The organism is Pseudomonas sp. NFR16 (assembly GCF_900108875.1).
Lineage (GTDB): Bacteria > Pseudomonadota > Gammaproteobacteria > Pseudomonadales > Pseudomonadaceae > Aquipseudomonas.
This window is the reverse complement of record NZ_FNYJ01000006.1, coordinates 241,050-267,057: the sequence shown is the minus strand read 5'-3', so window position 1 is coordinate 267,057 and position 26,008 is coordinate 241,050. Positions and strand designations below refer to the sequence as shown.

The window sequence follows — 26,008 nt, the reverse complement described above, 5'->3', positions numbered from 1 at the left end:
ATGAAATATTTCCAGCGTGCGCTCGGACTGCTGGCCAGCTGCCTGGCTGTCAGCGTCCATGCGAGCGAAACACCGGCCATGAGCAAGGGCGAATACCTGACCCGTGCGGCGGATTGCGTGGCCTGCCACGTGGTGCCCGGCGGCAAGCCGTTCGCCGGCGGTCTCGAGTTCAAGCTGCCGTTTGGCAGCCTGTATTCACCCAACATCACACCGGACAAGGAAACCGGCATCGGTAACTGGACCGACGACGAGTTTGTCGACGCTCTGCAGAAAGGCGTCGGCAAGGACGGCAAGCATTACTACCCGGCCTTCCCATACACGTCCTACACCTTAATGTCGCGCGAGGACATTCTGGCGATCAAGGGCTACCTGTTCAGCCTTGAACCGGTCAGGCAGGCGCCCCCGGAAAACAAACTGTCATTCCCGTTCAATCAGCGCTGGGGAATGATGTTCTGGAACATGATATTCGCCTCCAACGAACGCTTCGTACCTGACCCCAAGCAGTCGGCGGAATGGAACCGCGGCGCTTATCTGGTACAGGGCCCGGGCCACTGCGGCGAGTGCCATACCCCGCGTAACCTGTTCCAGGCGATGAGCACCGGCCGATCGCTGGCGGGCGCCGAACTGGGCAACTGGCAGGCGTATAACATCAGTTCCGACAGCCAGTACGGGATCGGCGCATGGCCTGAAGAGGCGATCGTCGACTACCTGTCCAAAGGCTATGCGGCAGGCTTCGGCGGCGCAGGCGGACCGATGGCCGACGCGGTGGAGCACAGCTTGCGCTGGCTTGACCCGGCTGACTTGAAAGCCATCGCCGTGTACCTCAAAAGCACGCCTGCGCGCGCCGAAGGGATCGCGCGCCCGGCAATGGTGGTCAACGATGCGGCGCTGCAGAAGGGGCTTGGCATGAAGCTGTTCAATGACACCTGCGTGGCGTGCCACAGGCTTGATGGCAGCGGCCGGCAATCACCGACCGGCGGACTGGCAGGGCTGAAAACCGTCAACGACCCGTCCGGCAGAAACCTCGTCGCCACCCTGCTCGAGGGCCACACGCCGCTGGCCAGCCGTGCCGATCAACGTATGCCTTACTTCGCACGCAGCTACAGCGATGCGGAACTGGCAGCGGTGAGCACCTTTGTCCTGCGCCGTTTCGGCCAGAGCAATGGTGAGATCAAGCCCGAAGACGTTGCGAAGAACCGCGCCAGCGCCCTGCACTGACGCTCAGCCCGGCAACTGCGCCTCGATGGCGGCCTTGTCGATCACCGACCAGACGGTGACGATGCGGCCGTCGTCGAATGCGTAAAACACATTTTCACTGAACCGCACCCGCTGCCCATTGACCGGTAACCCGAACAGTTCGCCTGCCGGCGTGCAGTCGAAATACAACCGGGCAGCAACGTGCGGCGGTTCGGCGATCAGCAGATCGATGTTGAAGTGCAGATCCGGGATGGCGCGGAAGTCGTTCTCGAGCATCTGCCGGTAACCGCTCAGGCCGATGCGCTGGCCGTTGTACTGCACATCCTCGGCGACGAAATCGCCCAATACCTTCCAGTCCTGCCGGTTAAGGCAGTCGATGTAGCCACGATAACGCTCGCTGATGGCCTGGCTGCTCATCATTCCCCTCCTCGCCTGAACTGATGTGACATCGATGCGCGACCGTGATGATCGACACACTGTCGAACACCTTCGTTGCAGTTGAAGATTCGGGCAGCCAATCGGGGTGATCGTTCCACATGACGGGCGAACCGGTGCTAAGTTAACCGCACACTTCCAGAAGGCGCTGCCATGGCCCCACACCCTCCTTTTTCCGGCGCGAAGATTGCCGTCATCTGCAACGGCGAACTGCTGACGTACTTGCGCGACGACAAGCCCACCATTCCCTGGCCCAATCTCTGGGACCTGCCCGGCGGCGGCCGGGAGGGCGATGAAACCCCGGAGCAATGCGCGCTGCGCGAGACACTGGAGGAATTCGGCCTGGCCCTGGACCCGTCAAGCATCGTCTGGAAGCGGTTGTATCCCGGTCAGGGTGTCAACGGGCTGGACACCTGGTTTTTCGTCGCCCATGTGGCTCACGGCGTGTTCGACCAGGTGATATTCGGCGATGAAGGCCAACGCTGGCAGGTCATGACGATCGAGGCGTACCTGACAATGGACAACGGGATTGATCGGCTGCAGGCACGGCTGCGTGATTATCTGGCCCGAGACCGCTGACCCAGAGCGGTCAAGCCCGCAGACGCAGCGCATTATTACCAATTGCACAAGAGTGTTTATCCCGTGAGTCCGGGGACAATTTGCCGCAGGACACGGTTTTTTTGGTATCTTTATGTGAATTAACTAACCGGTTAATTACACGATTGATGGCCGCCGTTGCTCGCATCCGCTGGCCATCGACACGAACGACGTTGTCCCCACCACTCTTGACGTTCTCGCGAACGTTCATGTGTCAGCAGGATCATGCAACATGACTAAGTCTCGACCTTCGGCATCCGCCAGTCGCTGGCCCATCTGGGTCGTCGCGCTCGGCGTGCTGGTATTTGGATTACTTTTCGCGGCAGGTGGCGGCTACCTCGTCACGCTCGGTGGCAGCTGGTACTTCCTGCTTGCCGGTCTTGGATTGATCGTCAGCTCCGCGCTGCTGTTCAGGCAGCGCTTGCTGGGCGCCTGGCTGTTCGCCGCCGCCATGATCCTGACCGTGATCTGGGCAGTGGCCGATGCGGGCCTGAATTTCTGGCCGCTGGTGTCGCGCCTGTTCGCCCTCGGCGTGCTGAGCCTGCTGGTGGCGCTGGTCTACCCGACCCTGCGCAAGGCCAATGGCCTGGCGGGCGGTCGCGGTGGTTATGTGCTCGGCGGCGTGCTGGCGATTGCCATGGTCGCGGGTTTCTGGGGCATGTTCCAGCCTCACGCCTCCGTGGCGCCGACCGGTGATGGCCCGGCCCTGACCAAAGTCGATCCGACCAAGGCGCAGAAAGACTGGGCGCATTACGGTAACGACGAAGGCGGCGGCCGCTTCGCCGCACTGGATCAGATCAACCGCGACAACGTCTCCAAACTGGTTCCAGCCTGGACCTACCACACCGGTGATGTCGCCATCAGCGACGGCAATGGCGCCGAAGATCAGATGACCCCGCTGCAGGTCGGCGACAAAGTGTTCATCTGCACCCCGCACAACAACATCATTGCGCTGGACGCTGACAGCGGCAAAGAGCTGTGGAAGCACGAAACCAACGCCAAATCCGCCGTCTGGCAGCGCTGCCGTGGCCTGGCGTATTTCGACGCCACCGCCGCAGTCGCGCAACCCACCGATGACAGCACGCCTGCCGCGCCGGTTGCCGTCCCTGCGGGCGCCAACTGCCAGCGTCGCTTGCTGACCAACACCATCGACGCGCGCCTGATTGCTGTGGACGCCGACACTGGCGAGCTGTGCAAAGGCTTCGGTGACAATGGCCAGATCGACCTGAAAGCCGGTCTGGGTAACGTGCCGGACTCGTACTACCAACTGTCGTCGGCGCCGCTGATGGCCGGCACCACCGTGGTCGTTGGCGGCCGCGTGGCCGACAACGTGCAGACCGACATGCCTGGCGGTGTGATCCGAGGTTTCGACGTGGTCAGCGGTGAAATGCGCTGGGCCTTCGACCCGGGCAATCCTGATGACAAGCAGGCTCCGGCGGGCGACAAGACGTATGTGCGCAGCACGCCGAACAGCTGGGCGCCGATGTCTTACGATCCGGCGATGAACACCGTGTTCCTGCCGATGGGCAGCTCGTCCACCGACATCTACGGCGTTGAACGCACCCAGCTCGACCACACCTACGGCGCCTCGGTTCTGGCGTTGAACGCCACCACCGGTCAACAGAAGTGGGTCTATCAGACCGTCCACAACGACCTGTGGGACTTCGACCTGCCGATGCAGCCGAGCCTGATCGATTTCACCAAGGCTGACGGCAGCAAGGTCCCGGCAGTGGTCATCGGCACCAAGGCCGGTCAGATCTACGTGCTGGACCGTCACACCGGCCAACCGCTGACCGAGGTCAAGGAAGTGCCGGTCAAGCCATCGAACATCCCTAACGAGCCGTATTCGCCGACTCAGCCCAAATCGGTGGGCATGCCGCAGATCGGCGCGCAGACCCTGACCGAATCGGACATGTGGGGCGCCACGCCGTTCGATCAGCTGCTGTGCCGTATTTCGTTCAAGAAGATGCGCTATGACGGCCTGTACACCGCGCCAGGCACCGACATTTCGCTGAGCTTCCCGGGATCGCTGGGCGGCATGAACTGGGGCAGCCTGTCGACCGATCCGGTGCACGGCTTCATCTTCGTCAATGACATGCGTCTGGGCCTGTGGAGCCAGATGGTCCCTCAGCAGAAAGACGCGATCGCCTCCTCAGGCGGTGAAGCGCTGAACACCGGTATGGGCGCCGTGCCGCTCAAAGGCACGCCGTATGCGGTGAACAAGAACCGCTTCCTGTCGGTCGCCGGCATTCCGTGCCAGGCACCGCCGTTCGGCACGCTGACCGCCATCGACATGAAGACCCGCAAGATCGCCTGGCAAGTGCCGGTCGGCACCGTGCAGGACACCGGCCCCATGGGCATCAAGATGCACATGCAGCTGCCAATCGGCATGCCGACGCTGGGCGGCACTCTCTCCACTCAGGGCGGGCTGGTATTCATCGCCGGCACCCAGGATTACTACCTGCGCGCCTTCAACAGCGCCAACGGCGAAGAAGCCTGGAAAGCCCGCCTGCCAGTCGGCAGCCAGGGCGGCCCGATGACCTTCGTCTCGCCGAAAACCGGTAAGCAATACATCGTCATCACCGCAGGCGGCGCTCGCCAGTCGGCGGACCGTGGCGATTACGTGATCGCCTACGCGCTGCCGGACAGCAAGTAAGCAGCCGCAAAAAAACCGCTGTCGCCTGTCCGGGTGGCAGCGGTTTTTTTATTGCCCGGACGCTTCACCTGTACCTTGGCGCCCGGAGACGCCCGGTCCGCGATCGGCCATCAACTCGACGATCCAGTCGATGAACACGCGAAGCTTGATGCTGATGTGCCGGTTGGGCGGAAATGCCACGTACATCGGCAGGGTGTCCAGACGCCAATCCTCGAACAGCGGCAGCAGTTCGCCACTCGCCACGTGGTCACGCGCCATGTAGTCCGGCAGCCAGAGCACGCCCAATCCTGCCAGCCCCGCCGCGAGAAACGCGTTGCCGTCGTCGACCGACAGCACGTAGCGGCTTTGTACCTGCACGGTCTCGTTGTTGCGCTGCATGATCAGCGGGTACAGCTTGCCGGTCCGCGCCCAGCGGTAGCCGACGACCCGGTGATCACTGTTTTCGAGCTCGTGCGGGTGCGCCGGCGAACCGACCCTTTGTAAGTAGGACGGCGCTGCGTAGACGCCCAACTGCAGATCGCCGATGTGGCGCGCCATCAGCGACTCATCGGTGAGTTCGCCGCCGCGCACCACGCAATCGACGTTCTCGCCGATCAGGTCGATCATCCGGTCACTGGCGCCCAGGTCGATCTGGATATCCGGGTAACGGGCGTGGAACTGCGGCAACGCCGGGATCAGGATCATCCGCGCGAACGGACTGGGCACGTCGACACGCAGGCGCCCGCGAGGCAATGCAGCAGCGGCGGACAGGCTGGTTTCGGCGTCATCCAGATCGAGCAGCAGACGCACCGCGCGCTCGTAATACACCGCGCCGTCGGCGGTGACGTTGACCTTGCGCGTGGTGCGGTTCAGCAACTTGACGCGCAGACGCGCTTCCAGTTGCTGAATCAGCTGCGTGACGGTGGTCTTGCTCATGTGCAGGGTGTCAGCGGCCTTGGTGAAACTGCCGGTCTGCGCCACCCGCACGAAGGCCTGCATCGCGTCGAAGCGGTCCATTCAAGCTCCAGAAGATCAGTGATTGTTTGGGTTTGCCAAACAGTGCTGACTAAGCTTGCGCGTTTATCCGCCCGGTTCAAGTCCCTACAGTGGCTTCATCGTCAATCAAGGGCCGTTGTCGGCCCATCGATGGAGGCAACACATGACTCAGCGCAACGTGATTTTTCCGCCAGGCCGCCACGCGCTCTATGAACGCAACCGCTACTCCCCGGCAGTCCTCTCCGATGGCTTTCTGTTCGTCTCCGGACAAGTGGGCAGCCGCGAGGATGGCTCGCCGGAGCCCGACCTGCAGGCGCAGGTGCGGCTGGCTTTCACCCATCTGAACGCGATCCTGCACGCTGCCGGCATCACCTTCGACGACGTGGTCGATGTCACGGTGTTCATGGTCGACCCGGCGAATACCTTCGAAAAAATCTGGGAAGTGGTGCCGGAGTTCTGGGGGAACGCGCCCTACCCGACGATCACCGCCGTTGGCGTGACCTGGCTTTACGGGTTCGATTTTGAAATCAAAGTGATCGCGAAAGCATCGCAGGCTCGCCAGGCATGAGCGGGTTGGACTGAAAGCGACAAGAGAGTTGAGCGGGCGCGGCAGGCCGGGAGGGTGGCGTTCCGCTCGATGAGCGGAACGTGTGGCCTGTCGCGGAAGGTGACGGATCAGTTGCTGGCGACCTCGGCGGTAGCGCCGGTGGTCACCAGCGCCTTGAGCGAGGCGTCGAACTGTTTCAGCGCGTTGATCTGCAACTCGCGCTGCTGGTTGATCTGAGCGGCGATCTCGGGCGCGGCTTTGTCGTGAACCCACACCGAAGACAGCTCCTTGGCGCCCAGGCCCTCGGCCTTGCCGATGTACTGAAGATCGGCGTCATAGAACTTGGCGACGAAGCGGGCTTCGACCTGCGAGTTGCGCTGAGTCACCAGACGGTTGTAAGTGTCGAGCATGACGACCACATCAGGGTGCGCCTGCACCACCGCATCGAGGCTGTCATAGACGGTGACTGAAGCGAACTCCTTCTGCAGTGACGCTTTGAGCCAGTCGATGGCCAGTTTCGGGTCGGAGCTGCTGACGAATGCATCGCGGATCCGGGCGTCCAGAGCGCCATTCTTCACGCCTTTCAATGCGACCGAGTGATAGCGCTCCAGATACTCCAGCGTGCTGACCGTGTTTTCGCTGTAGATCACGCCCACGCTCTGGGAATGCTTGAGTGCCACACCGCTGTCGGCGACCGGCTGGAAATGGCAGGCTTGTTCGTCTGCGGCTGAGGCAGGAGCAGTGGCGGCAAAGCCACCGGCCAGTACGGCGACAAGTGTCAGCAGGGTTGAAATTCTCATCGCGTCGGGTCCTTCTCAAGCCAGTTCGGTATGGCTCTATCCTCCTCCTTCCAGAAAAAAAAAGAACTCGCGAAGGATGATGGTAACTATCGATTTCGCGAATGGTATGTCTGCGGAAACAGACCTTTACCCAGAATCGAATAAAGCCGCCCGGCGCTATGCTTAAGCAGACTGATCAATAGGCAAATCCGGCAATGACCTGGCGGACTTTATGCAGCGCGACTTCCAGCGCGTCCCGCTCGAGCGAGCCCAGCGCCAGCCGGATCGCGTGCGGCACAATGCCGGAAACGGCGAAGGGCTCGGCGGTCGACACCGACACGTTCGCGGACAGCAACGCCATCGCCACCTGATCGGCGCGCACCTCTTCGGGCAGCGGCAGCCACAGAAAGTAAGACGCCGGATGGCTGACGATGTTCAGGCCGTCCAGCACCTGCCGGGCAAGGCGTTGACGCGCTTTCGCATCTTCGCGCTTCTGCGCCTCCAGACGCCGGACCGTGCCATCGTCGATCCAGCCACAGACCAGCGCGGTCATGACGCCAGGCGTATTCCATGTGGTCGCCCGGATCGCCCGCTCCAATGCCGGGACCCATTTCAGCGGCGCCACGACGTAGCCGACCCGCAGCCCGGTTGCGATGTTTTTCGAGAACCCCGATACGTAAACCGTCAGGTCCGGCGCCAGCGTCTTCAGCGGCGCGGGCGGATGATCGGCCAGAAACGCATACGCCGCGTCTTCGATCAGCAGCAAGCGGTGATCGCGGGCCATCGAGACCAGGCGCTCACGCCACGGCAGGTCCATGACCCAACCCATTGGATTGTGCAGCGTGGGCATGGTGTAGACCGCCTTGATCCGACGTCGCCGGCAAAGCTGTTCCAGTCCCTCCAGATCAGGCCCGTGGTCGGTGATCGGGATGGCCACCAGTTCCAGCCGGTGCGCTTCGGCAACCACCTTGAAGCCGGAATAGGTCAGCGCATCGACCGCCACCACGTCGCCCGGTTTGAGCAGCGCCAGCACCGTGGCCGCCAGCGCATGCTGCGCGCCGCTGACGATCAGGACTTCTTCGGCTTCTACCGCCAGTCCGCGCTCCGTCAGATGACGGGCAAAACAGGTGCGTTCGTGACTGCGTCCGGCATGGGGCTGATAACGCAGCAGCGCTTCCAGATCCCCCGACAAGGCCAATTGACGCAAACCGGTGCGCAACAACTCGGCCTGCCCGGGCAAGGCGGGATAATTGAAATTGAGGTCGAGCACGCCCACCGCCGCAGCCTGCTGATCGACGCCATGCCCCAGCGGCAGCGCGGTTTCCCGGACAAAGGTGCCGCGACCGGTTTCGCCGCTGATCAGCCCCATCGCTTCGAGTTCGGCGTACACCCGCGATGCGGTCACCAGCGCCAGCCCTTCCTGCTCCGCCAGATGCCGGTGGGTCGGCAGGCGCGTGCCCGGCGGCAAGGCACCGGAGGCAATGTCGGCGGCAAAGCGGTCAACGACGGTCTTGTAACGGGCGCGGGGCATGGGTGATGTATCCATGACAATTTTTTGATTGTATCGATTCTGCGCCCTAGCATCGGCAGACCGCAACCGGTCGAATCGGGCCATCAAGGGATCAGACGCACATGGATCAAGCATCGAAGCTGCACAACCACGGCACCGCCAACGCCTCTTCGGGATGGCTCAACGGCCTGATCGGCGTAGTAATCTTCAGCGGCTCGTTACCCGCCACGCGAATCGCGGTGATGGAATTTGCCCCGGTGTTCCTGACCGTCGCCAGAGCCTCCATCGCCGGAGCGCTGGCGCTGTGCATGCTGATGCTGCTCAAGGAGAAACGCCCACACCGCCAGCAATTGTTGTCACTGTCCATCGTGGCCGTGGGCGTCGTGGTGGGGTTTCCGCTGCTGACCGCGCTGGCGCTGCAATACGTGACTTCAGCACACTCGATCGTCTTCGTCGGCCTGTTGCCGTTGGCCACCGCTGCCTTTGCCGTGTTGCGCGGTGGCGAGCGCCCGCGTCCGGCCTTCTGGCTGTTCTCGACACTGGGCAGCGCGCTGGTGGTGGGTTACGCGCTGAGTCAAGGGCTGAGCGCGTCTGCGACAGGCGACCTGCTGATGCTGCTGGCCATCACCGTCTGCGGACTGGGTTATGCCGAAGGCGCCAGACTGTCGCGGACCCTCGGCGGCTGGCAAGTCATCTGTTGGGCGCTGGTGCTGGCGCTGCCGTCGATGCTGGCGCTGACGTTGTTCACCGCACCGGTTTCACTGACCCACGTCAGCTTGCCCGCCTGGCTCAGCCTGGGGTACGTGTCGGTGTTCAGCATGCTGATCGGCTTCGTGTTCTGGTACCGCGGGCTGGTTCAGGGCGGCATTGCAGCGGTGGGACAGTTGCAGCTGTTGCAGCCGTTCTTCGGCCTGGCACTGGCCGCCACGTTGCTGCATGAACGGGTGAGCATGGGCATGCTGGCCGTGACCGTGGCGGTGATACTGTGCGTTGCCGGTGCGCGTCGGTTTTCCAGATGACGACGCACCCGGCTGACCGTTGCCAGCGGCATCACTGCCGGCTGACGCGCCACACTTTGTTGCCCACGTCATCGGCCACCAGCAAGGCGCCCTGCTTGTCGAGGATCACACCCACCGGACGACCCTGCGCATCGCCGTCGGCGTTGAGGAATCCGGTCAGGAAGTCCATCGGCATGCCGGACGGCTGGCCGTCCTTGAAGCCGATGAAAACCACTTTGTAACCCGCCTGCGGATTGCGGTTCCACGAACCGTGCTCACCGACGAAGACGCCTTCGGCAAAGTTTTCCGGCATTCCGCGGGCGTCGGACCAGGTCAGGCCCAGTGGTGCGACATGGGTGCCCAGCGCGTAGTCCGGCGCGATTGCCTGAGCCACCTTGTCGGGACGTGGCGGTTGCACGCGGCTGTCGACGTGGTTGCCGTAATAGCTCCACGGCCAGCCATAGAACGCGCCGTCCTTGACCGACGTCAGGTAATCGGGCACCAGGTCGCTGCCGATCTCGTCACGCTCGTTGACCACGGTCCACAGTTCGTCGCTGCCCGGTTTCCATGCCAGACCGTTGGGGTTGCGCAGGCCACTGGCAAACAGGCGCTTCTGGCCGGTCTTCACATCGACCTCCCAGATCGCCGCACGGCCCTGCTCCGCTTCCAGACCGTTTTCGCCCACGTTGCTGTTGGAACCCACCGTCACGTACAGCTTGCTGCCGTCGCGGCTGGCGATGATGTTCTTGGTCCAGTGGTGATTGATGCCCGCCGACAGGTCGGTGACCTTGACCGGCGTGGCGGTGATTTCGGTCTGGCCCTCGCTGTACGGGACTTTGACCACCGCATCGGCATTGGCGATGAACAGCTCGTTGCCCACCAGCGCCATGCCGAACGGCGACGTCAGGCCACTGATGAAGACCTTGTGCACCTCGGCGCGGCCATCGCCATCGGCATCGCGCAACAACGTGATGCGGTTGGCGCTGGGCGCTTCGGCCCCGACGCGGCTCATGACGATGCCCGAAGCGGTGCGCTTGATCCACGCCATCACCCCGGTGCCGCCGTCGCTTGAACCTTCAGGCTTGGGCGGCTTGTTGCTCTCGGCAACCAGCACGTCGCCATTGGGCAGGCTGTAAAGCCAGCGCGGGTGGTCAAGGTTGTCGGCCAGCGCGTTGACCTTGAAACCGTCCGGCGCCTTGGGCATGTCGTTGCCGGTCCAGCCCACGGCTTTGGACACCTTGAGCGTGGGGATCAGTGAAGTCGTGGGCTCGGGCAGTTGTGGCTTGGGGCCGACACCGGCCTGGAACGGCAGCCTGGAAGATTCACCGCACCCGCCGAGTAACGCAGCGGCGGTCATCAGCAGTGCAAAACGGCGCAACACAATCATCGTTATATCCTCGCGACGGCCATCCCTGGGCCCATTATCCGGTTTGACAAAGACCGGCGAGTATCGCCATGTAGGCCGCCAGCAAACAGCACAGGGGACACAAATGACATTTGCCCTTCAGTCACGAATCAACCGACCACGCCACGCCCCCGCCGGTTCACTCGCCCGCGCTGAGGCGGCGGGATAACTGCTGGGCCGCCGATGTCCGGATGGGCCGGCGTGACGATGCAGGCAAAACGAGGCAGATGCACGCCGCGATGAACCAACCGACAGGCGAGAACATCACAGACAGGACAGGGCTGTATCCACACACGGACGGCGTCGTCGGCCCTGCCGAAGGGAGATCCACATGACGACGTTCGATCGACGACATTTCATTAAGGGCGCACTGGTCGTGAGCGTTGGCTCACTGGCGCTGAAGGCCACCGCAGCCGGGGTACCACCATGCAACCACGGACGCTGATGCTGCAACGCAACAACTGGGTGCCGAACAATCCGCGGCTACCCGTGCTGCACTACACCGCGGTCATCACCGAAGGCGACGTGGCCTCGGCGATGGAAGCGCTGTTCAGTCGCAACGGCTGGAAAGCGGCCTGGCGCGACGGCGTTTTCGACTACCACCACTACCATTCGACGGCTCATGAGGTCCTCGGCTTCGCGGCGGGTTCAGCGCGGCTGATGCTCGGCGGGCCGAACGGTCACGAGGTCACGGTGAACAAGGGCGACGTCGTGCTGCTGCCGTCGGGCACTGGCCACTGCCGTCTGTGGGCCAGCGATGATTTTCTGGTGGTTGGCGGCTACCCGCCCGGACAGAACTGGGACATTTGCAGACAGGCGCCGACGGAGGCGATGTTGCAGCGCATCGCCAGCCTGCCCTTCCCTGTCACCGACCCGGTCACCGGCAATCAACCCGCGCTGACCCACTGGTGGAAGCAGCCCTGAGCGAGATGCTCATTTGAGCAACGCCATAAAAAAGCCCTCGAAGACTTCACGTCGACGAGGGCCAAGGCACTGCGCTCACAGTTCGGGGTGTATCGGTGTCCCTACGGCATGCCCAGCCAGTTCGGCAATGCCAGGGAGATGAACGGCACGTAGGTCACCAGTACCAGGAATAACAACAGGATAGACAACCATGGCAGGGCTGCACGGATCGTCTGGCCCAGCGTGAGACCGGTCACTGCCGAGGTCACGAACAGGTTCAGGCCGACCGGTGGGTGCACCAGACCGATTTCCATGTTCACGACCATGACGATGCCCAGGTGAATCGGGTCGATGCCAAGCTTGGTCGCGATCGGGAAGAAGATCGGCGCCAGGATCAGCACGATGGCCGACGGCTCCATGAAACTGCCGGCCACCAGCAGCACCACGTTGACCATGATCAGGAAACCGATCGGGGTCAGCCCTTCGGAAATCACCCAGTTGGTGATCTGCTGCGGGATCTGTTCGGTGGTCAGCACGTGCGCGAACAGGATCGCGTTGGCGATGATGAACATCAGCATGATCGACAGCCGCCCGGACTCCAGCAACACCTTCGGACAGTCGCGCCAGCTCATGTCTTTGTAGACGAACAGGGCGATGAACGCCGAATACACGGCCGCCACCGCCGCCGCTTCGGTCGGGGTGAACATGCCGCTGTAGATGCCGCCAAGGATGATTACCAGCAACAGCAGGCCCCAGAATGCCCGACGGGCTGTCGCCAGCCACTGACGAAAGGAAACCCGCGGCTGGGCCGGCAACTTCTTGACCCGCGCCACAATATAAATCACCACCATCAGGATCACGCCGAGCAGAATCCCCGGCACCACACCGGCAATGAACAGCTTGCCGACCGAGGTCTCCGTTGCCGCCGAATAAACCACCATCACGATCGAGGGCGGGATCAGAATGCCCAGCGTACCGGCGTTGCAGATGATCCCGGCACCGAATTCCTTTGGATAACCGGAGCGCACCATCCCGGCCACGGCGATCGAGCCCACCGCCGCGACGGTCGCAGGCGACGACCCGGACAATGCCGCGAACAACATGCACGCCAGCACTGCCGCGATCGCAAGGCCGCCGCGGATGTGGCCGACGCAGGCGTTGGCAAAGTCGATCAGGCGCTGCGCAACGCCACCGGTGGTCATGAAGGCGCCGGACAAGAGGAAAAACGGAATCGCCAGAAAGGTGTAGCTGTCTGACGTTTCAAACAGCTTGATCGCCAGCGAGCTCAACGAGTCCTGGCTGAACAGCAGAATCGATACGGCGCCCGAAAGGCCCAGCGAGATCGCGATGGGTACGCCCAGGAACATGAACACGAACAGCAACAGGAACAAACAGATAACCGTCATCAGTGTTGCTCCTCACCAGGATTGGCCAGCTTGCTCGCTTCCGCCGCCTCATCGGCCAGGCCCAGGCCTGTCTGCCGGTGGGTCCAGATGCGGTAGAGAATTTCCAGGTAACGCAGGATCACGAGGGTGAAACCGATGGGCACGATGACTGCGATATAGGCGGTCTTGACCCCATAACGGTCCAGGTCTTCGGCACCGATGCCGGCCACGAACAGCGCCGACACCCACTTATAGCTGGCGACCAGAAACAGCGCGGCGTAGGCCATGCAGGCCAGACACGCGATCAGCGACAGCGCTCGCTGGACCGGTTTGCTGGTGCGCTTGACCAGCGCGTCGACGCCCAGATGCCCGGCCGTGCGCACGCCGTAGGAAATGCCGAAGAAAATCAGCCAGCCAAACAAGGCCTTGGTCAGCGCCACGCTCCAGGTCATGCCTTGGGCGTAACCCATGAGGTGATCGCCAATCCCTGCGAAAAAATCACTGCTGACCGCCCATTGATCGCTGAGGGTATAAAACAGCGTGTAAATGTTGTTCAGCGCCACGTAGACAAAAGTCACCAGCGTCATGGCAGCCAGCAGAAAGGCGATCATGCCCTCCTCCAGGTGCTCCCAGAGTCGCGTCAGCGATTGCATAAAAGTTCTCCGAACGTAGAGAGGGCGACCACCCGCAACCGGGTGGCCCCGCAGGCATCAACCGCGCGTGGCGATGCCTGGATGGATCAAAGCGCTTGAGGGCTCAAGGCGCCTTGTTCGAGTCGTCCGCAGCCTTGATCAGGTCCGCGCCGATCTCCTCGGAGAACTTGTCCCAGACCGGCTTCATGACTTCACGCCATTTGGCGCGCTGCTCGGGGGTGAGCGTGACGATCTCGCTGGTCTTGGAGTCGATGATCTTCTGCTTGGCCGTCTGGTTCAGCGCTTCGGCCTGCTTGTTCACCTCCACCGTCACCTGATCCATGATCTTCTGCATCTCGTCACGCACGTCAGGCTGCAAGCCGTTCCAGAACTTGGAGTTGGTGATGACCATGTAGTCGATCAGGCCGTGGTTGGATTCGGTGAAGAACGGCTGGACCTCGTTGACCTTCTGGCTCTCGTAGTTCGACCAGGTGTTCTCGGTACCGTTGACGGTCCCCGTCTGCAGGCCCTGATAGACCTCGGCAAAGCTCATTTTGCGCGGGTTGGCGTGCAGCGCGACGAACTGCGCTTCCAGCACGCTGGAGGCCTGGACGCGGAATTTAAGGCCGCGTGCATCTTTGGGCTCGACCATCTTCTTGTTCGCCGACAATTGCTTCAGGCCGTTGTGCCAGTACGCCAGACCGTGAATGCCTTTGTCATCCATCGAGGTCAGCAGCGCCTTGCCTTGCGGCCCTTGCTGGAAACGGTCGACGGCAGCCAGGTCGTTAAACAGGAACGGCAGGTCGAAAATCTGCACCTTTTTGGTGTACTGCTCGAACTTGGCCAGGGACGGCGCAAGCATCTGGACGTCGCCTAACAGCAAGGCTTCCATTTCCTTGCCGTCACCGAACAGCGAAGAGTTGGGGTACACCTCGACCTTGACCTTGTCTTTCAATGCCGGATCGGCGGCGACGAGTTTCTGGAACATCAAGGCGCCCTGGCCTTTTGGCGTGTTTTCCGCCACGACGTGAGCGAACTTGATGACGATTGGATCAGCGTGTGCCATGCCGGCCACGGACACTGCGGCGGCGCAGAAAAGCGCCTTGGTCAGCTTCAACATCGATATCACCTTCTTATTGTTGTAGGAGCTTATTTTTGTAGGAGCAGTCGGTAGAGCTTGAGCGTAGCGCCAACTCACGATGCCCAACGCCGTGTGTTTGTAGAATCAGCTTTTTTGTAAGCCGGCATTCGGCGTTGCTGAACGCTACCCGACCGGCACGATTTTCCAGTACCCGCGGGCCAGACGGCGCGTCATCAGGAAGCTAGCAGGCAAATGAAGAAGTGCCACTACTGGCTGCACTGGCGTTCGGCCCGCGCGTCTGGTGTCGCCTCCTCTTAATCTCACGCCCGAAACAGCGCCAACAACCGCTGCGCCCGAAGCAGCACGGGTGCGTCGACCATCTGTCCGTCCAGTTGAAAGGCCCCGGCGCCGTTGGCTGCTTTGCTGGCATCCACCACCTTTTGTGCCCAACTCAAATCGTCGGTGCTGGGCGCCAATGCGGCATGAATAACGGGGATCTGCGCAGGATGGATGCACAGCGCGCCGCCGTAGCCCATGTCGCTGGCGTGCCGGATACTGCGGTGCAGCCCGTCGGGATCGTTGATCGCGGGATGCACGCCGTCCAGCGGCGGCAGCAGGTCGGCGCCGCGCGAGTGCAGTTGCACCGACATGCGCGCCTGATCGAGGAACATCCGGGCGGCCGCCGTGCCTGTGTTGAGGTTCAGGTCCAACGCCAGATCGAGGCCGCCGAAGGACAGGCGCTCCACCCCGTCGGCCCGGGCGATCTGCTCCAGCGACAGCAAGCCTTTGGCGCTTTCGATGATCGGCCAGACCGGCTTGCCGCTTTTCCGGACCGCCGCCACCTGCGCGGCGCTCTCGACCTTGGGCAGCAGCACGCCGACGACGCCTGCCTGTTGCGTGCAGAACGCCAGATCCGCAGCGTGTTCCGCATGATCCGGGGCGTTGACCCGCACCAGCACCGAGGCGTGTGGATGCGCCTTGAGGAACGCGGCGAGATGCTCGCGAGCCTGGCGTTTGAGCGGCTCTTCGACCGCGTCTTCAAAATCGACGATTACTGCATCGGCGCCAGCGGCGAGCGCCTTGGCAAAACGCTCGGGCCGACTGCCGGGCACGAACAGCGCAGAGCGGACGATGGATGGGGGCATGGGCAAAATTCCTGATCGATAAGCAGTGACTGAGCAGCGCCGCCTCACTTGCAGGCGCGTGGCTTGTCCCATGAGCTGCCGCTGCGCAACAGAGCGCGAGACAAGGCCGAGCGCCACCCCGGCAGCGCCTACGGTGAACGTACGAGTCGGCTAGACCACTCCGGCCGCGGTCATCCGCGCCTGTTCCTCGGCGCTGAAACCTAGCTCCTCCAGAATGCTCCCCGTGTGCTGGCCCAACCCCGGCACGCCATCCATGCGTGGGGTGAACGCCGCATTGCGACCCGGTGGCAGCAGTGACGGCAGCGGCCCGGACGGGCTGTCCACTTCGCGCCAGCTGTCTCGCGCCTTGAGCTGCGGGTGCTCCCAGACGCCATGCATGTCGTTGACCCGGGCGTTGGCGATCTGCGCGTCTTCCAGGCGCGCCACCACTTCATCGACGCTCAGCGCGGCGAACCCCTCGACGATGATCTGGCGCAGCACGTCGCGGTTTTCCGAGCGCTTGAAATTCGCGGAAAACCGCTCATCGGTCGCCAGCGCCTTGTCCAGCAGCACCTTCTCGCAGAACAAGGCCCACTCTCGCTCGTTCTGCAGTCCGAGCATGATGGTGCCGCCACCGCCCGTCGGGAACGGCCCGTACGGGTAGATCGTCGAGTGCGACGCCCCGGCGCGCGGCGGTTGCGGTGCGCCGTGGTAGGCGTAATACATCGGGTAGCCCATCCACTCCACCAGGCTTTCGAGCATGCTCACGTCGATGCGACTGCCTTCGCCGGTCTTATCCCGCAGCAACAACGCCGAGAGGATGCCGGTGTACGCGTACATGCCCGCAGCGATGTCAGCGATGGAGCAACCGGCCTTGGCCATTTCGTTCTCGCCGGGACCGCCGGTCACCGACAGGAAGCCGCCCTCGCTCTGAATCAGCAAGTCATAAGCTTTCTTCTTTTCGTACGGGCCGCCTTCGCCATAGCCGGAAATGTCACACACGATCAGCCGCGGGAACCGTTCATGCAGCGCCTCGAAAGACAGGCCCATGCGTGCCGCAGCGCCCGGCGCGAGGTTTTGCACCAGCACGTCGGCCCGACCCAGCAGCGAATCGAGGATGTCACCGGCTTCGTCCTGCTTGAGGTCCAGCGTCAGGCTCTCCTTGGAGCGGTTGGTCCAGACGAAATGCGACGCCAGGCCGTCGACGCGCTGGTCGTAACCACGTGCGAAATCGCCAACGCCAGGGCGCTCGACCTTGATCACGCGGGCGCCGAGATCGGCCAGCTGTCGCGTGCAGAACGGCGCCGCGATGGCGTGCTCCAGGCTGATCACGGTGATGCCGTCCAGCGGACGGGGATTGTGTTGAGTCATGTTCATTAACCTCTTGCACAGTCTGATCGTTCCCACGCTCTGCGTGGGCGTGCATCCCGTGACGCTGTGCGTCACTGCCTTGGACGCGGAGCGTCCGGGGCGGCGTTACCACTTACAGCGTGGGAACGATCAGGCCAATGTCTTAAATCAAATCCGCCAGATCCCGCGCATCGCGCAGGTGCCAGATGCGTTCTATCAAGGCCTTGCCCTGCTCCGTCGTGCGGGCGCCGGAGAACGCCAGCAGGCGCTGCACCTTGTCTTCCAGCTCGGGGCGCGACAGGGTGTTGCCCGGGTCGCCCTTCGGCTCGTCGATCGCAGCGGTCAGGATGCGGCCGTCGGTGGTGGTCACGATCACCCGACCCAGCCAGCGCGCCGGGTAGGCACCGTCGACCTCGGGGTCCAGTTCCATCGTGACCTTTTCGCGGAACGCAGCCACGGCCGTATCGGTCAGCGCCCGATCGCGGAATTCGATCAACTGCGCGCTGCCGTGCACGGCGATCAGGCCCAACACAGCGCCCATCGAAAACTTGGCCTGATGCACCGTCTGCGGCACGTCGACCCGACCCAGCACATCGATCGCCCCCTGATGAACCCGCGTGACCACTTTGGCAATCTGGTCGTGGCGCAGGCGTTCGCGTTGCATCAGGTGCAACAACGCATCGGCAGCCGGATGGGTGTGGCGGCAGGAGGCGTGGAACTTGAACGAGGTCTCGACCAACGCCCAGCGCGAACCCAGACGATCGGACAACTTCGCAGGATCACTGTCGCTCGACATCCCGGCGGCCATGCCCTGATCGCCCTCCAGAATGTTGCGCGCACCGGTCAGACCGTCTGCGGTCATGTAGGCGGCAAGCAGGCCATCGGCAGCGGCCTTGGCGGTGTGCAGCTGCTTGGAGTCAGCGGCGTCCCGCAAGAATTCCCAAAGACCCGCCGCCTGAGTGCCGGCGCTGCCAAAAAGGTTGATGAACTGCTCCTGGCTGAAGTTCAGCAGCTTGCCCACCGCAACGGCGGCGGCAAGCGTGCCCACCGTGGCCGTGGTGTGGAAAATGCGGTAGTGCGAGCGGCCCATGAACTCGCCGATACGAATGCCGGCCTCATACCCCGCCACCGACGCCAGCAACAGGTCCTGCCCCGACTTGCGCAGATCCTGCGCCGCCGCCAGCGCGGCAGAAAACACCACGGTCGCCGGGTGCAGCACCGAACTGTTGTGCAGGTCATCCTGCTCGACCAGGTGCGAGGAAGCGCCGTTGACCAGTGCAGCGAAATACGCCGATGTGCCGCGGTTGTTGACCAGGATTCTGGAGGCGCCCTCGGCCGGGCCCATGCGCTCGGCATAACGCTCGAACAGCGGAATCGGTCGGGCGCCCTGGCTGGCCAGCGCCGAGCCGATCCAGTCCAGAAACAGATCTTCGGTGCGGTCGAGCACGTGGCCCGGGATCTGCTCGTATGTCAGCTCGGCGAGAAAACCCGCCAATGCCTGGGTATGACTCATCGGGATGTCCTCAGAAGCTGCGTGGCAGTTCGAGCAGATGCTCGGCGACGTAGGAAAGAATCAGGTTGGTGGAGATCGGCGCGACCTGATACAGACGCGTCTCGCGAAATTTGCGCTCGACGTCGTACTCGCAGGCGAAACCGAAACCGCCATGAGTCTGCAGGCAAGCGTTCGCGGCTTCCCACGAGGCCTTCGCGGCCAGGTACTTGGCCATGTTGGCCGCGGCCCCGGCATTCTTGCCGCTGTCGTATTCCTCGCAGGCCCGCCAGCGCATCAGGTCCGCGGCCTCGATTTCGATGTGCGCCTCGGCAATCGGGAATTGCACGCCCTGGTTCTGCCCGATCGGACGGCCGAATACCACGCGGTCGCGGGCATACGCAGCCGACTTCTCGGTGAACCAGCGGCCGTCGCCGATGCACTCGGCAGCGATCAGCGTGCGCTCGGCGTTGAGCCCGTCGAGGATGTATTTGAAACCCTTGCCCTCCTCGCCGATCAGGCTGTCGGCGGGCAATTCGAGGTTGTCGAAAAACAGCTCGTTGGTTTCATGGTTGACCATGTTGGCGATCGGCTGAACGGTGAGGCCCTTGCCGATGGCTTCGCGCAGGTCGACGAGGAAGATCGACATGCCCTCGGACTTTTTCTTCACGTCGGCCAATGGCGTCGTGCGCGCCAGCAGGATCATCAGGTCCGAATGCTGGATGCGCGAGATCCAGACTTTCTGCCCGTTGATGACGTACTTGTCGCCCTGCTTCACGGCAGTGGTCTTGATCTTGGTGGTGTCGGTGCCCGTGGTCGGTTCGGTCACGCCCATCGATTGCAGGCGCAGTTCGCCGCTCGCCAGCCTGGGCAGGTAGTAGCTTTTCTGCGCTTCGCTGCCGTGGCGCAGCAACGTGAACATGTTGTACATCTGGCCGTGCACGGTGCCGGAGTTGCCACCGCAGGCATTCACCTCTTCGAGAATCACCGACGCCTCGGCCAGGCCCAGACCGGAGCCGCCGTATTGTTCCGGAATCATCGCCGACAGCCAGCCGGCCTCGGTCAGCGCCTTGACGAAGGCTTCCGGGAAGCCTTTCTCTTCATCGATCTTGCGCCAGTATTCGGCCGGGAATTCGGCACACAGCGCGCGCACGCCTTCGCGGATGGCATTGAGGTCTTCGTTTTCGTATGGATTCATCATGTCTGCTCGCAACCAGCGGCTCGGCGGCGATGCCCCGGGCCTGGCTATTTAAAGAAGAAGACGTCAGTCGAAGCTGACTTCAGCGCTCTGCGCGACGCCGGCATCGTTGCCCGCCCACAGCTGCGCCTTGCCCGGCTCGATAATCCGGCCACCGACCCGGAACGGCGTCGGCACGTTCAGCGGACGCACGCCGCGATAGGCGAAGTGCCGCACGCGCTTCTCGGGATTGGCGCGCATGAATGCACGCAGGTTGAGGGTGGCGATCATCGGGCCGTGCACCACCAGGCCCGGGTAGCCTTCGGTTTCGGTGACGTAGGGATAGTCGTAGTGAATGCGATGGCCGTTGAAGGTCACGGCCGAGTAGCGGAACAGCAACGTCGGGGTCGGCTCGACGGTTTCGCTCCAGTCGCCCGGCGCAGGCGCTTCGCCGCTGCTGAGCTTGGGCGGATTGGGCTCGCGGTAGACGATGTCCTGCTCTTCACGTACGCACAGCTGGCCATTCTGGGAATAGTCGTGACGCAGGGTGACGAACAGCAGCGCACCGGTGCGTCCGTGTTTTTCTTCGATGTGCACAATGGTCGACAGGCGATGGGCGTCAGCACCCACTTTCAGGGGCTGGATGAACTCCACCCGACCGCCCGCCCACATCCGGTTGCGGTTGTCGGCGGGAGGCAAAAAACCGCCACGAGCTGGATGGCCGTCGACGCCCAGTTGCGATTCGAACGCCGGTTCCTGGAAAAAACACCACTGCCACAAGGCTGGCAACGGGTCGCCATTGGCCGGCGCGGGCTCGCCGAAGGTGGCCGCAATGCGCTTGATCAGGGTATGGCTCAGGTGGTCGTGAGCCTCTTCGGTTCGTCCTGTCCAGGCACTGAAATCCACTGGCGAATCTGAAGCACTCATTGGCGAGAACCCTCTGCGTTTGTTGTTATGTGCAGATCATGGGATTGGCTCGGCATTCTGTGAATTTGCATTTGCGTAACCCGGCGTTCATGTATGCTGAACGCTCCTGCAACGTGCGGACACAACCATGCACTTCGACCTGGCTGACCTGCGCCTCTTCATTCATATCGGTGAATCGCCGAGCCTGACCCAGGGCGCCCGCCGCGCCTTTCTATCTCCGGCTGCCGCCAGCGCCCGGATCAAGGCCCTCGAAAGCCAGCTCGACACACGGTTACTGTACCGCGACAGCCGCGGCGTCGAGCTGACGCCGGCCGGTCAGCGCCTGCTCAAACATGCGCGCCTGATCATGAGCCAGGTGGATTACCTGAAGAGCGAATTCACCAGCTACGGGACCGATTCGGCCGGGCACATCCGCATTTTCGCCAACACCACCGCTGTCACCGAATTCCTGCCTGAAGTGCTGGCGGGCTTTCTGGCGCAGCGGCCGGGCGTGACGGTCGACCTGCAAGAGCGCCTGTCGCGGGACATCGTGCGCGGCGTACTGGATGGCAGCACCGACATGGGCATCATCGCCGGGCCTGTCGAGGCGGCCGGATTGCAGGTGATCCACTTCAGCACCGACCGGCTGGTACTGACAGTCCCGGAAGGTCATGAACTCGCCATGCAGAAGAAGGTCACGCTCAAACAGACCCTGGCGTTTCAGCACATCGGTCTGCACGAGGGCAGCACGCTGCTCAGCTTCCTGCGCGATCACGTCGAGCGGCTTGGGCAACATCTGTCGCTGCGGATTCAGGTATCGAGCTTCGAGGCGATCTGCCGGATGGTCGAGGCCGGCGTCGGCATCGGCATCATTCCCGAATCCGCCGCAGTGCGACACAGCCGGACGATGAAACTCAAAACCATCGAGCTGGACGAACCGTGGGCGGTGCGCGAGCGCAGTATTCTGGTGAGGGAACTTGACGCCCTGCCCGGTGTGGTCAGGGCGCTGATTGCGGTGTTGATGCCTGGCTAGAGAAACCTGCGGTCCGTGCTGCCGTCCGAGGCTGCCCGCGCGGCGGTGTGCCTCAACGGCTCAAATCCAGACATCATTCTGCGCAGTGCGCTCATTGGTGTTGTCGCCGGTGTTGATCACCCCGCTGGGCTCGATCAGAATCAGCTTCACTTCCTGTGCGGCGAAGGGCTTGTGCTCCACGCCCTTGGGCACGACGTACAACTCGCCCGCGTTGAGCTCGACGAAGCCGTCGCGAAAATCGATGCGCAGGCAGCCCTCGAGCACGATGAACGTTTCGTCGGTGTCGGCATGGCTGTGCCAGAGAAAATCCCCTTCCAGTCGAGCCAGCTTGAACTGGTAGTCGTTCATCTGCGCGACGACCTTGGGCTGCCATTGTTCGGTGAAGAGGCTGTATTTGTGGGCAAAATTGACCGGGCTGTGCGTGGGCTGAGAGGTGGACATCGAGGTGGCTCCGCAAGGGTTCGGGGAGCCGGCAAGTTAGGGCAGCACGTGCCTGCGGGTCTTGTACGTTATTGCACGATGGCCCGGCTGCACGCGTTTTTTCGTAGGACCGGCTTCAACCATTCCTATTCAAGGCAGGTGGCGGATTCGTAGGACCGGCTTTAGCCGGGAACAGGCCCTTGTGTCCACATCAGCTTTTGCGGCGTAACGCCTGACGCGTTCCTGGCTAAAGCCAGTCCTACTGGGTGGTGCGACGGATCCGTAGGACCGGCTTCAGCCGGGAACAGGCACTTGTGCACGTCATCATTTTTGCGGCCCGACAGCTGACGCTTTCCTGGTTCAAGCGGGCTCCTCTAGGTCACGCGGTGTTCTGGGATTGATTGGCGAACCCCCAACATTTTCAGCCAGCGCCCCGGCGGGTAACCGAAGGTCTTCACGAAGTGTCGGGTCATGTGGCTCTGATCGGAGAAACCGGCCATGACCGAAGCGTCGGTCAGCGACACGCCAAGGGAGATCGAATGACGCACCAGGTCCAGACGCCTGAGGGTGAGGTACCGATGCGGACTGGTGCCGAACAAGGCACGAAAGTCCCGCGACAGGCGCCAACGGTCGGTATCGCTGGCCTGCTCCAGCTCATCCAGACCCACGCCCTGCTCCAGGCTGGCCATCAGCAATTCACGCGCGCGTTCGGCGCTGACGTAATCGACCCGCTGCCGCCCTTTGCGCACGCCGGCGGCGTCCTGCAGCGCCACGGCGATGTCGAAGACTGCGTCGTCCAGCTCAAGCGGATCGAGCGGGTTCTGCAAATCTTGCAGCAACGCCTGGGTCGCCTTGAACAAACGAGGATCGCCCGACACACCGCCTTTGATGAACGGCAGGGGCTTGCCCCCGAGCACCTGCTGAATCATCGCCGGTTCAAGGTAGAACATCCGATAGCGAAACCCGTGCTCGGTACCCGCATGTCCATCGTGAGGCTCATCGGGATGCAGGACCATGGTCTGCCCCGGCAGGTTGTTGACCATCTCCTTGCCGTAGCGAAAACTTTGCACGCCCGACAACGTGTGGCCGATGGCGTAGGTGTCGTGCCGGTGCATCTCGAAGCCATGACCATGGAAGTACGCTTCGATCCGCTCCATCTGCGGCAACGGCGCGGCGCGCATGACCCAATCGCGATCGGAATGGGTCAGGTGGGCTTCTCCGTTTGAGTACTTGTCCATGGTCGAAAGCTCGTCAGCGAAGGTGGGCAGGCGCACACAGATACCATCTGAGCACGCCGTTGTGAATGCTCGTCCGCCGGCCGTTTACCGGGAAGCGGCGTTAAACCTTGCGCCTGCGTTCAACCCGGCTGTTTGACCGCGTCGGCAGTCGCATTCGCAGCATGCACTGCTGGCGCCTGCTCCTTGAGCAGCGCTTGAATCGCCTGGCTGTAAGCCTGTCGGCCAATATTCATGCTGTTGTTGTGGTTGCCGCCGGGCACCATCAGCAGGTTTTTCGGCTCCTGCGCGGCCTGAAACAATTCCTGGCTGAATCGCGGCGCGACGAACTGGTCAGCCGTGCCATGGACGATCAACACAGGCATGTGAATGTCGGCGATCTTGTCGATAGAGTCGAATTTCTGCGACACCAGCCAGCGCACCGGCAACGACGTACGGGTGCTGGCGACGGACGATGCAACGTCGGCAAGGTTGGTGAACGTGGATTCGATGATCAGGCCACGGGCCTGGATCGGCTCGTCGCCCTTCTGCGCATCACGACCCAACTCGGCGGCGAGGTCGACCGCCACCGCGCCGCCCAGAGAATGGCCATAGATCAGGCGCTTTTGCGGGTCGGGTTGAAGCTGTTTCAGACGTTCCCAGGCGATCCGGGCGTCTTCGTACACCGAAGCTTCCGACGGCAATTGGCCCTTGCTCTGACCGAAGCCGCGATAGTCGATCGCCAACACCGAAAAACCCAGCGCATGCAGTTGTTCGATGCGAAAGAACTGCCCGGTCAGGTTCCAGCGCGAGCCGTGCAGGTACAACACCGCAGGCGCGTCCTTCTTGTCCGCCAGCCACCACCACGCGTGGATATTCTGCGAAACGCCGAATGACGGCGCCTTGAGCTCCAGTTCCTGCACATCTGACGGAATGCCGTGATACCAACTCGCCGTCCCCGGCTCGATCATGAACACCAGCTCACGCTCTTTGTGCTGCAGTGCCGAACAACCGACCGGAACACCAACCACGATCAGCACCATGCACAGCCAGAAAAACCAGCGAGCCTTGAATTGCGCGAGGGAGAGTTGCGGCATGGGCGTGTCCGGGCTGAAATGAATACCCCGGCAGTTTGCCATTCATTGCCCGCACAGGTCAGTGCCGTTTGCCGGAAGGGATGCGTGCGGAATGCAACGCCTACCGCACAACCCCGTCATCCCAGGCAAGGCAAGCCTTTCTGATCTGTAGCGACGTAGATGCCGCATCAAGCGGAAACACCTCCGACAATAGCTACGCAAGCTATGGCTCCTAACCCAGCGGTGGCCGGTCCGAATAAAGCGGCACAGGGCGCGGCGGCGGCATAACCGCGAAGTATCACTGATACCCCGCCCGCCCCCCCCACCCGACCTCCTCTTTGAACAGGTAATTGTTCCTAGTCTGGCCACCATCCAAAGATCATGCCCGATATAACCAACGCAAAAAACCACAGATATAACGAGATAAACGGCGGATACAGCCAGTACTTGGTTCGCTTTGGCACACTGTGAATTTCATTTGCAAGCGCTAACCCTCTTGACGCTGAAAGGCTTGGCGTCAAAAAGATCCAAAATACGCTTCCACAGGTAATAATCTTACCGAACAATCCAAAGTACTTGATTACTTTCCTGTCGTGCTGAAAAAGCGAGCGAACGCCCCAGTAGCACCTCCCCCAAACTCCCAACCAACTTCCCACCCTCCACATACCGCGCCTTCCTGGCCTACCAGACGAGCGCACCTCATCGTGCTGTGATTTCGGAACTTGAGCTCGCAATACTGCCAGGCAACTACCTACCCAGTACATTCCAGACGCAGAAGACGACCGACCAAAGCGTGCAAGCTATGAATGGCGCATACAATCTTCTTTTTAACGCCTTAGGAATGGCGAGCACTTCTTTCTCCACAACACTTCCGTCTCGGACGTAAATTCCAGGATAGAAGCAAATCGCGATAATTGCTCCGCACCGCAAAACTTTACCTGCCAAACCAAGATACTTCATCGAAGCTCTGTTTTCGATTACCAGGCGACTGCTTCCTAAAATCGCTTCTAATTGATCAACAGTTCTGTGACATACGACCATCGACCAAATTGCTAAAAATGGAGACGGCAGCATTATGACAACAAGGGTAAGATTGGCCATATTGAGCTTATTCATAAA

The 26,008-nt window shown here is 62.2% G+C and carries 24 protein-coding genes; 7 read left to right on the top strand and 17 right to left on the bottom strand.

Going from position 1 to position 26,008, the window contains the following annotated elements:
- Positions 1–1,218 carry a cytochrome c gene (locus BMZ10_RS22405; RefSeq protein ID WP_093467343.1) on the top strand — a complete coding sequence of 406 codons (1,218 nt, stop codon included), beginning with the start codon at positions 1–3 and terminating at the stop codon, positions 1,216–1,218.
- A gap of 3 nt (positions 1,219–1,221) precedes the next feature.
- On the opposite strand, the gene BMZ10_RS22400 is transcribed toward BMZ10_RS22405, so the two are convergent.
- Positions 1,222–1,614 (bottom strand): ester cyclase, encoded by a 393-nt coding sequence (locus BMZ10_RS22400; protein ID WP_093467341.1) that lies wholly within the window; start codon positions 1,612–1,614, stop codon positions 1,222–1,224.
- A gap of 171 nt (positions 1,615–1,785) precedes the next feature.
- Here BMZ10_RS22400 and BMZ10_RS22395 point away from each other — a divergent pair, with 171 nt between their 5' ends.
- Positions 1,786–2,211: an NUDIX hydrolase gene (locus tag BMZ10_RS22395; protein ID WP_093467339.1), complete on the top strand. Its 426-nt coding sequence runs from the start codon at positions 1,786–1,788 to the stop codon at positions 2,209–2,211.
- Between the two features lie 250 nt (positions 2,212–2,461).
- Entirely contained in the window at positions 2,462–4,885 is a 2,424-nt protein-coding gene (locus tag BMZ10_RS22390; protein ID WP_093467336.1) for a glucose/quinate/shikimate family membrane-bound PQQ-dependent dehydrogenase, read from the top strand.
- 48 nt (positions 4,886–4,933) lie between these two features.
- On the opposite strand, the gene BMZ10_RS22385 is transcribed toward BMZ10_RS22390, so the two are convergent.
- Complete coding sequence (locus BMZ10_RS22385; RefSeq protein WP_093467333.1) at positions 4,934–5,881, bottom strand: LysR family transcriptional regulator; 948 nt, start codon at positions 5,879–5,881, stop codon at positions 4,934–4,936.
- 142 nt (positions 5,882–6,023) lie between these two features.
- On the opposite strand from BMZ10_RS22385, the gene BMZ10_RS22380 reads away from it, so the two are divergent.
- Entirely contained in the window at positions 6,024–6,428 is a 405-nt protein-coding gene (locus BMZ10_RS22380; protein ID WP_093467330.1) for a RidA family protein, read from the top strand.
- A gap of 107 nt (positions 6,429–6,535) precedes the next feature.
- Here BMZ10_RS22380 and BMZ10_RS22375 read toward each other — a convergent pair whose 3' ends face one another.
- Together BMZ10_RS22375 and BMZ10_RS22370 are read right to left on the bottom strand one after the other, a co-directional pair.
- Complete coding sequence (locus tag BMZ10_RS22375) at positions 6,536–7,207, bottom strand: ATPase (protein WP_093467327.1); 672 nt, start codon at positions 7,205–7,207, stop codon at positions 6,536–6,538.
- A gap of 175 nt (positions 7,208–7,382) precedes the next feature.
- Positions 7,383–8,717, bottom strand: coding sequence for an aminotransferase-like domain-containing protein (locus BMZ10_RS22370; RefSeq protein ID WP_093467324.1), 1,335 nt, complete (start codon positions 8,715–8,717; stop codon positions 7,383–7,385).
- Positions 8,718–8,818: 101 nt separating this feature from the next.
- On the opposite strand from BMZ10_RS22370, the gene BMZ10_RS22365 reads away from it, so the two are divergent.
- A complete protein-coding gene (locus BMZ10_RS22365) occupies positions 8,819–9,715 on the top strand; it encodes a DMT family transporter (protein ID WP_093467321.1) in 897 nt (298 codons plus the stop codon).
- 31 nt (positions 9,716–9,746) lie between these two features.
- Here BMZ10_RS22365 and BMZ10_RS22360 read toward each other — a convergent pair whose 3' ends face one another.
- Positions 9,747–11,081, bottom strand: a complete 1,335-nt coding sequence (locus BMZ10_RS22360; RefSeq protein WP_093467318.1) for a PQQ-dependent sugar dehydrogenase — start codon at positions 11,079–11,081, stop codon at positions 9,747–9,749.
- A gap of 444 nt (positions 11,082–11,525) precedes the next feature.
- Here BMZ10_RS22360 and BMZ10_RS22355 point away from each other — a divergent pair, with 444 nt between their 5' ends.
- On the top strand, positions 11,526–12,023 hold the full coding sequence (locus BMZ10_RS22355) for a cupin (protein ID WP_218147272.1): 498 nt from the start codon (positions 11,526–11,528) through the stop codon (positions 12,021–12,023).
- Between the two features lie 101 nt (positions 12,024–12,124).
- Here the strand turns inward: BMZ10_RS22355 and dctM are convergent, their stop codons facing one another.
- From dctM to BMZ10_RS22315, 8 genes are all read right to left on the bottom strand, one after another.
- Positions 12,125–13,408 (bottom strand): C4-dicarboxylate TRAP transporter large permease protein DctM, encoded by a 1,284-nt coding sequence (dctM, locus tag BMZ10_RS22350; protein ID WP_093467315.1) that lies wholly within the window; start codon positions 13,406–13,408, stop codon positions 12,125–12,127.
- Positions 13,408–14,040, bottom strand: a complete 633-nt coding sequence (locus BMZ10_RS22345) for a TRAP transporter small permease (protein ID WP_093467313.1) — start codon at positions 14,038–14,040, stop codon at positions 13,408–13,410. Before BMZ10_RS22345 ends, dctM begins: the two co-directional genes overlap by 1 nt.
- Before the next feature lie 103 nt (positions 14,041–14,143).
- Complete coding sequence (locus tag BMZ10_RS22340; RefSeq protein WP_093467310.1) at positions 14,144–15,139, bottom strand: TRAP transporter substrate-binding protein; 996 nt, start codon at positions 15,137–15,139, stop codon at positions 14,144–14,146.
- A gap of 281 nt (positions 15,140–15,420) precedes the next feature.
- Complete coding sequence (locus BMZ10_RS22335) at positions 15,421–16,245, bottom strand: HpcH/HpaI aldolase/citrate lyase family protein (RefSeq protein WP_093467307.1); 825 nt, start codon at positions 16,243–16,245, stop codon at positions 15,421–15,423.
- Positions 16,246–16,395: 150 nt separating this feature from the next.
- Positions 16,396–17,595, bottom strand: a complete 1,200-nt coding sequence (locus tag BMZ10_RS22330; RefSeq protein ID WP_093467915.1) for a CaiB/BaiF CoA transferase family protein — start codon at positions 17,593–17,595, stop codon at positions 16,396–16,398.
- A 142-nt stretch (positions 17,596–17,737) separates the two neighbouring features.
- Entirely contained in the window at positions 17,738–19,087 is a 1,350-nt protein-coding gene (locus BMZ10_RS22325; protein WP_093467304.1) for an MmgE/PrpD family protein, read from the bottom strand.
- Between the two features lie 10 nt (positions 19,088–19,097).
- Entirely contained in the window at positions 19,098–20,261 is a 1,164-nt protein-coding gene (locus BMZ10_RS22320; protein ID WP_093467913.1) for an acyl-CoA dehydrogenase family protein, read from the bottom strand.
- Between the two features lie 66 nt (positions 20,262–20,327).
- Positions 20,328–21,167 carry an HTD2 family dehydratase gene (locus tag BMZ10_RS22315; RefSeq protein WP_093467301.1) on the bottom strand — a complete coding sequence of 280 codons (840 nt, stop codon included), beginning with the start codon at positions 21,165–21,167 and terminating at the stop codon, positions 20,328–20,330.
- Positions 21,168–21,294: 127 nt separating this feature from the next.
- Here BMZ10_RS22315 and BMZ10_RS22310 point away from each other — a divergent pair, with 127 nt between their 5' ends.
- Positions 21,295–22,179 (top strand): LysR family transcriptional regulator, encoded by an 885-nt coding sequence (locus BMZ10_RS22310; protein ID WP_093467298.1) that lies wholly within the window; start codon positions 21,295–21,297, stop codon positions 22,177–22,179.
- Positions 22,180–22,239: 60 nt separating this feature from the next.
- Here BMZ10_RS22310 and BMZ10_RS22305 read toward each other — a convergent pair whose 3' ends face one another.
- The 4 genes from BMZ10_RS22305 to BMZ10_RS27545 all read right to left on the bottom strand — a co-directional run bounded on the left by BMZ10_RS22305 (position 22,240) and on the right by BMZ10_RS27545 (position 26,005).
- The gene (locus BMZ10_RS22305) at positions 22,240–22,620 is read right to left on the bottom strand and encodes a cupin domain-containing protein (RefSeq protein WP_093467295.1); all 381 of its coding nucleotides are present in this window, start codon (positions 22,618–22,620) and stop codon (positions 22,240–22,242) included.
- Between the two features lie 353 nt (positions 22,621–22,973).
- Positions 22,974–23,837, bottom strand: coding sequence for an AraC family transcriptional regulator (locus BMZ10_RS22300; RefSeq protein WP_093467911.1), 864 nt, complete (start codon positions 23,835–23,837; stop codon positions 22,974–22,976).
- Between the two features lie 119 nt (positions 23,838–23,956).
- A complete protein-coding gene (locus tag BMZ10_RS22295) occupies positions 23,957–24,910 on the bottom strand; it encodes an alpha/beta hydrolase (RefSeq protein WP_093467292.1) in 954 nt (317 codons plus the stop codon).
- A gap of 726 nt (positions 24,911–25,636) precedes the next feature.
- Complete coding sequence (locus BMZ10_RS27545; protein ID WP_143070325.1) at positions 25,637–26,005, bottom strand: hypothetical protein; 369 nt, start codon at positions 26,003–26,005, stop codon at positions 25,637–25,639.
- Positions 26,006–26,008 lie beyond the last annotated feature (3 nt).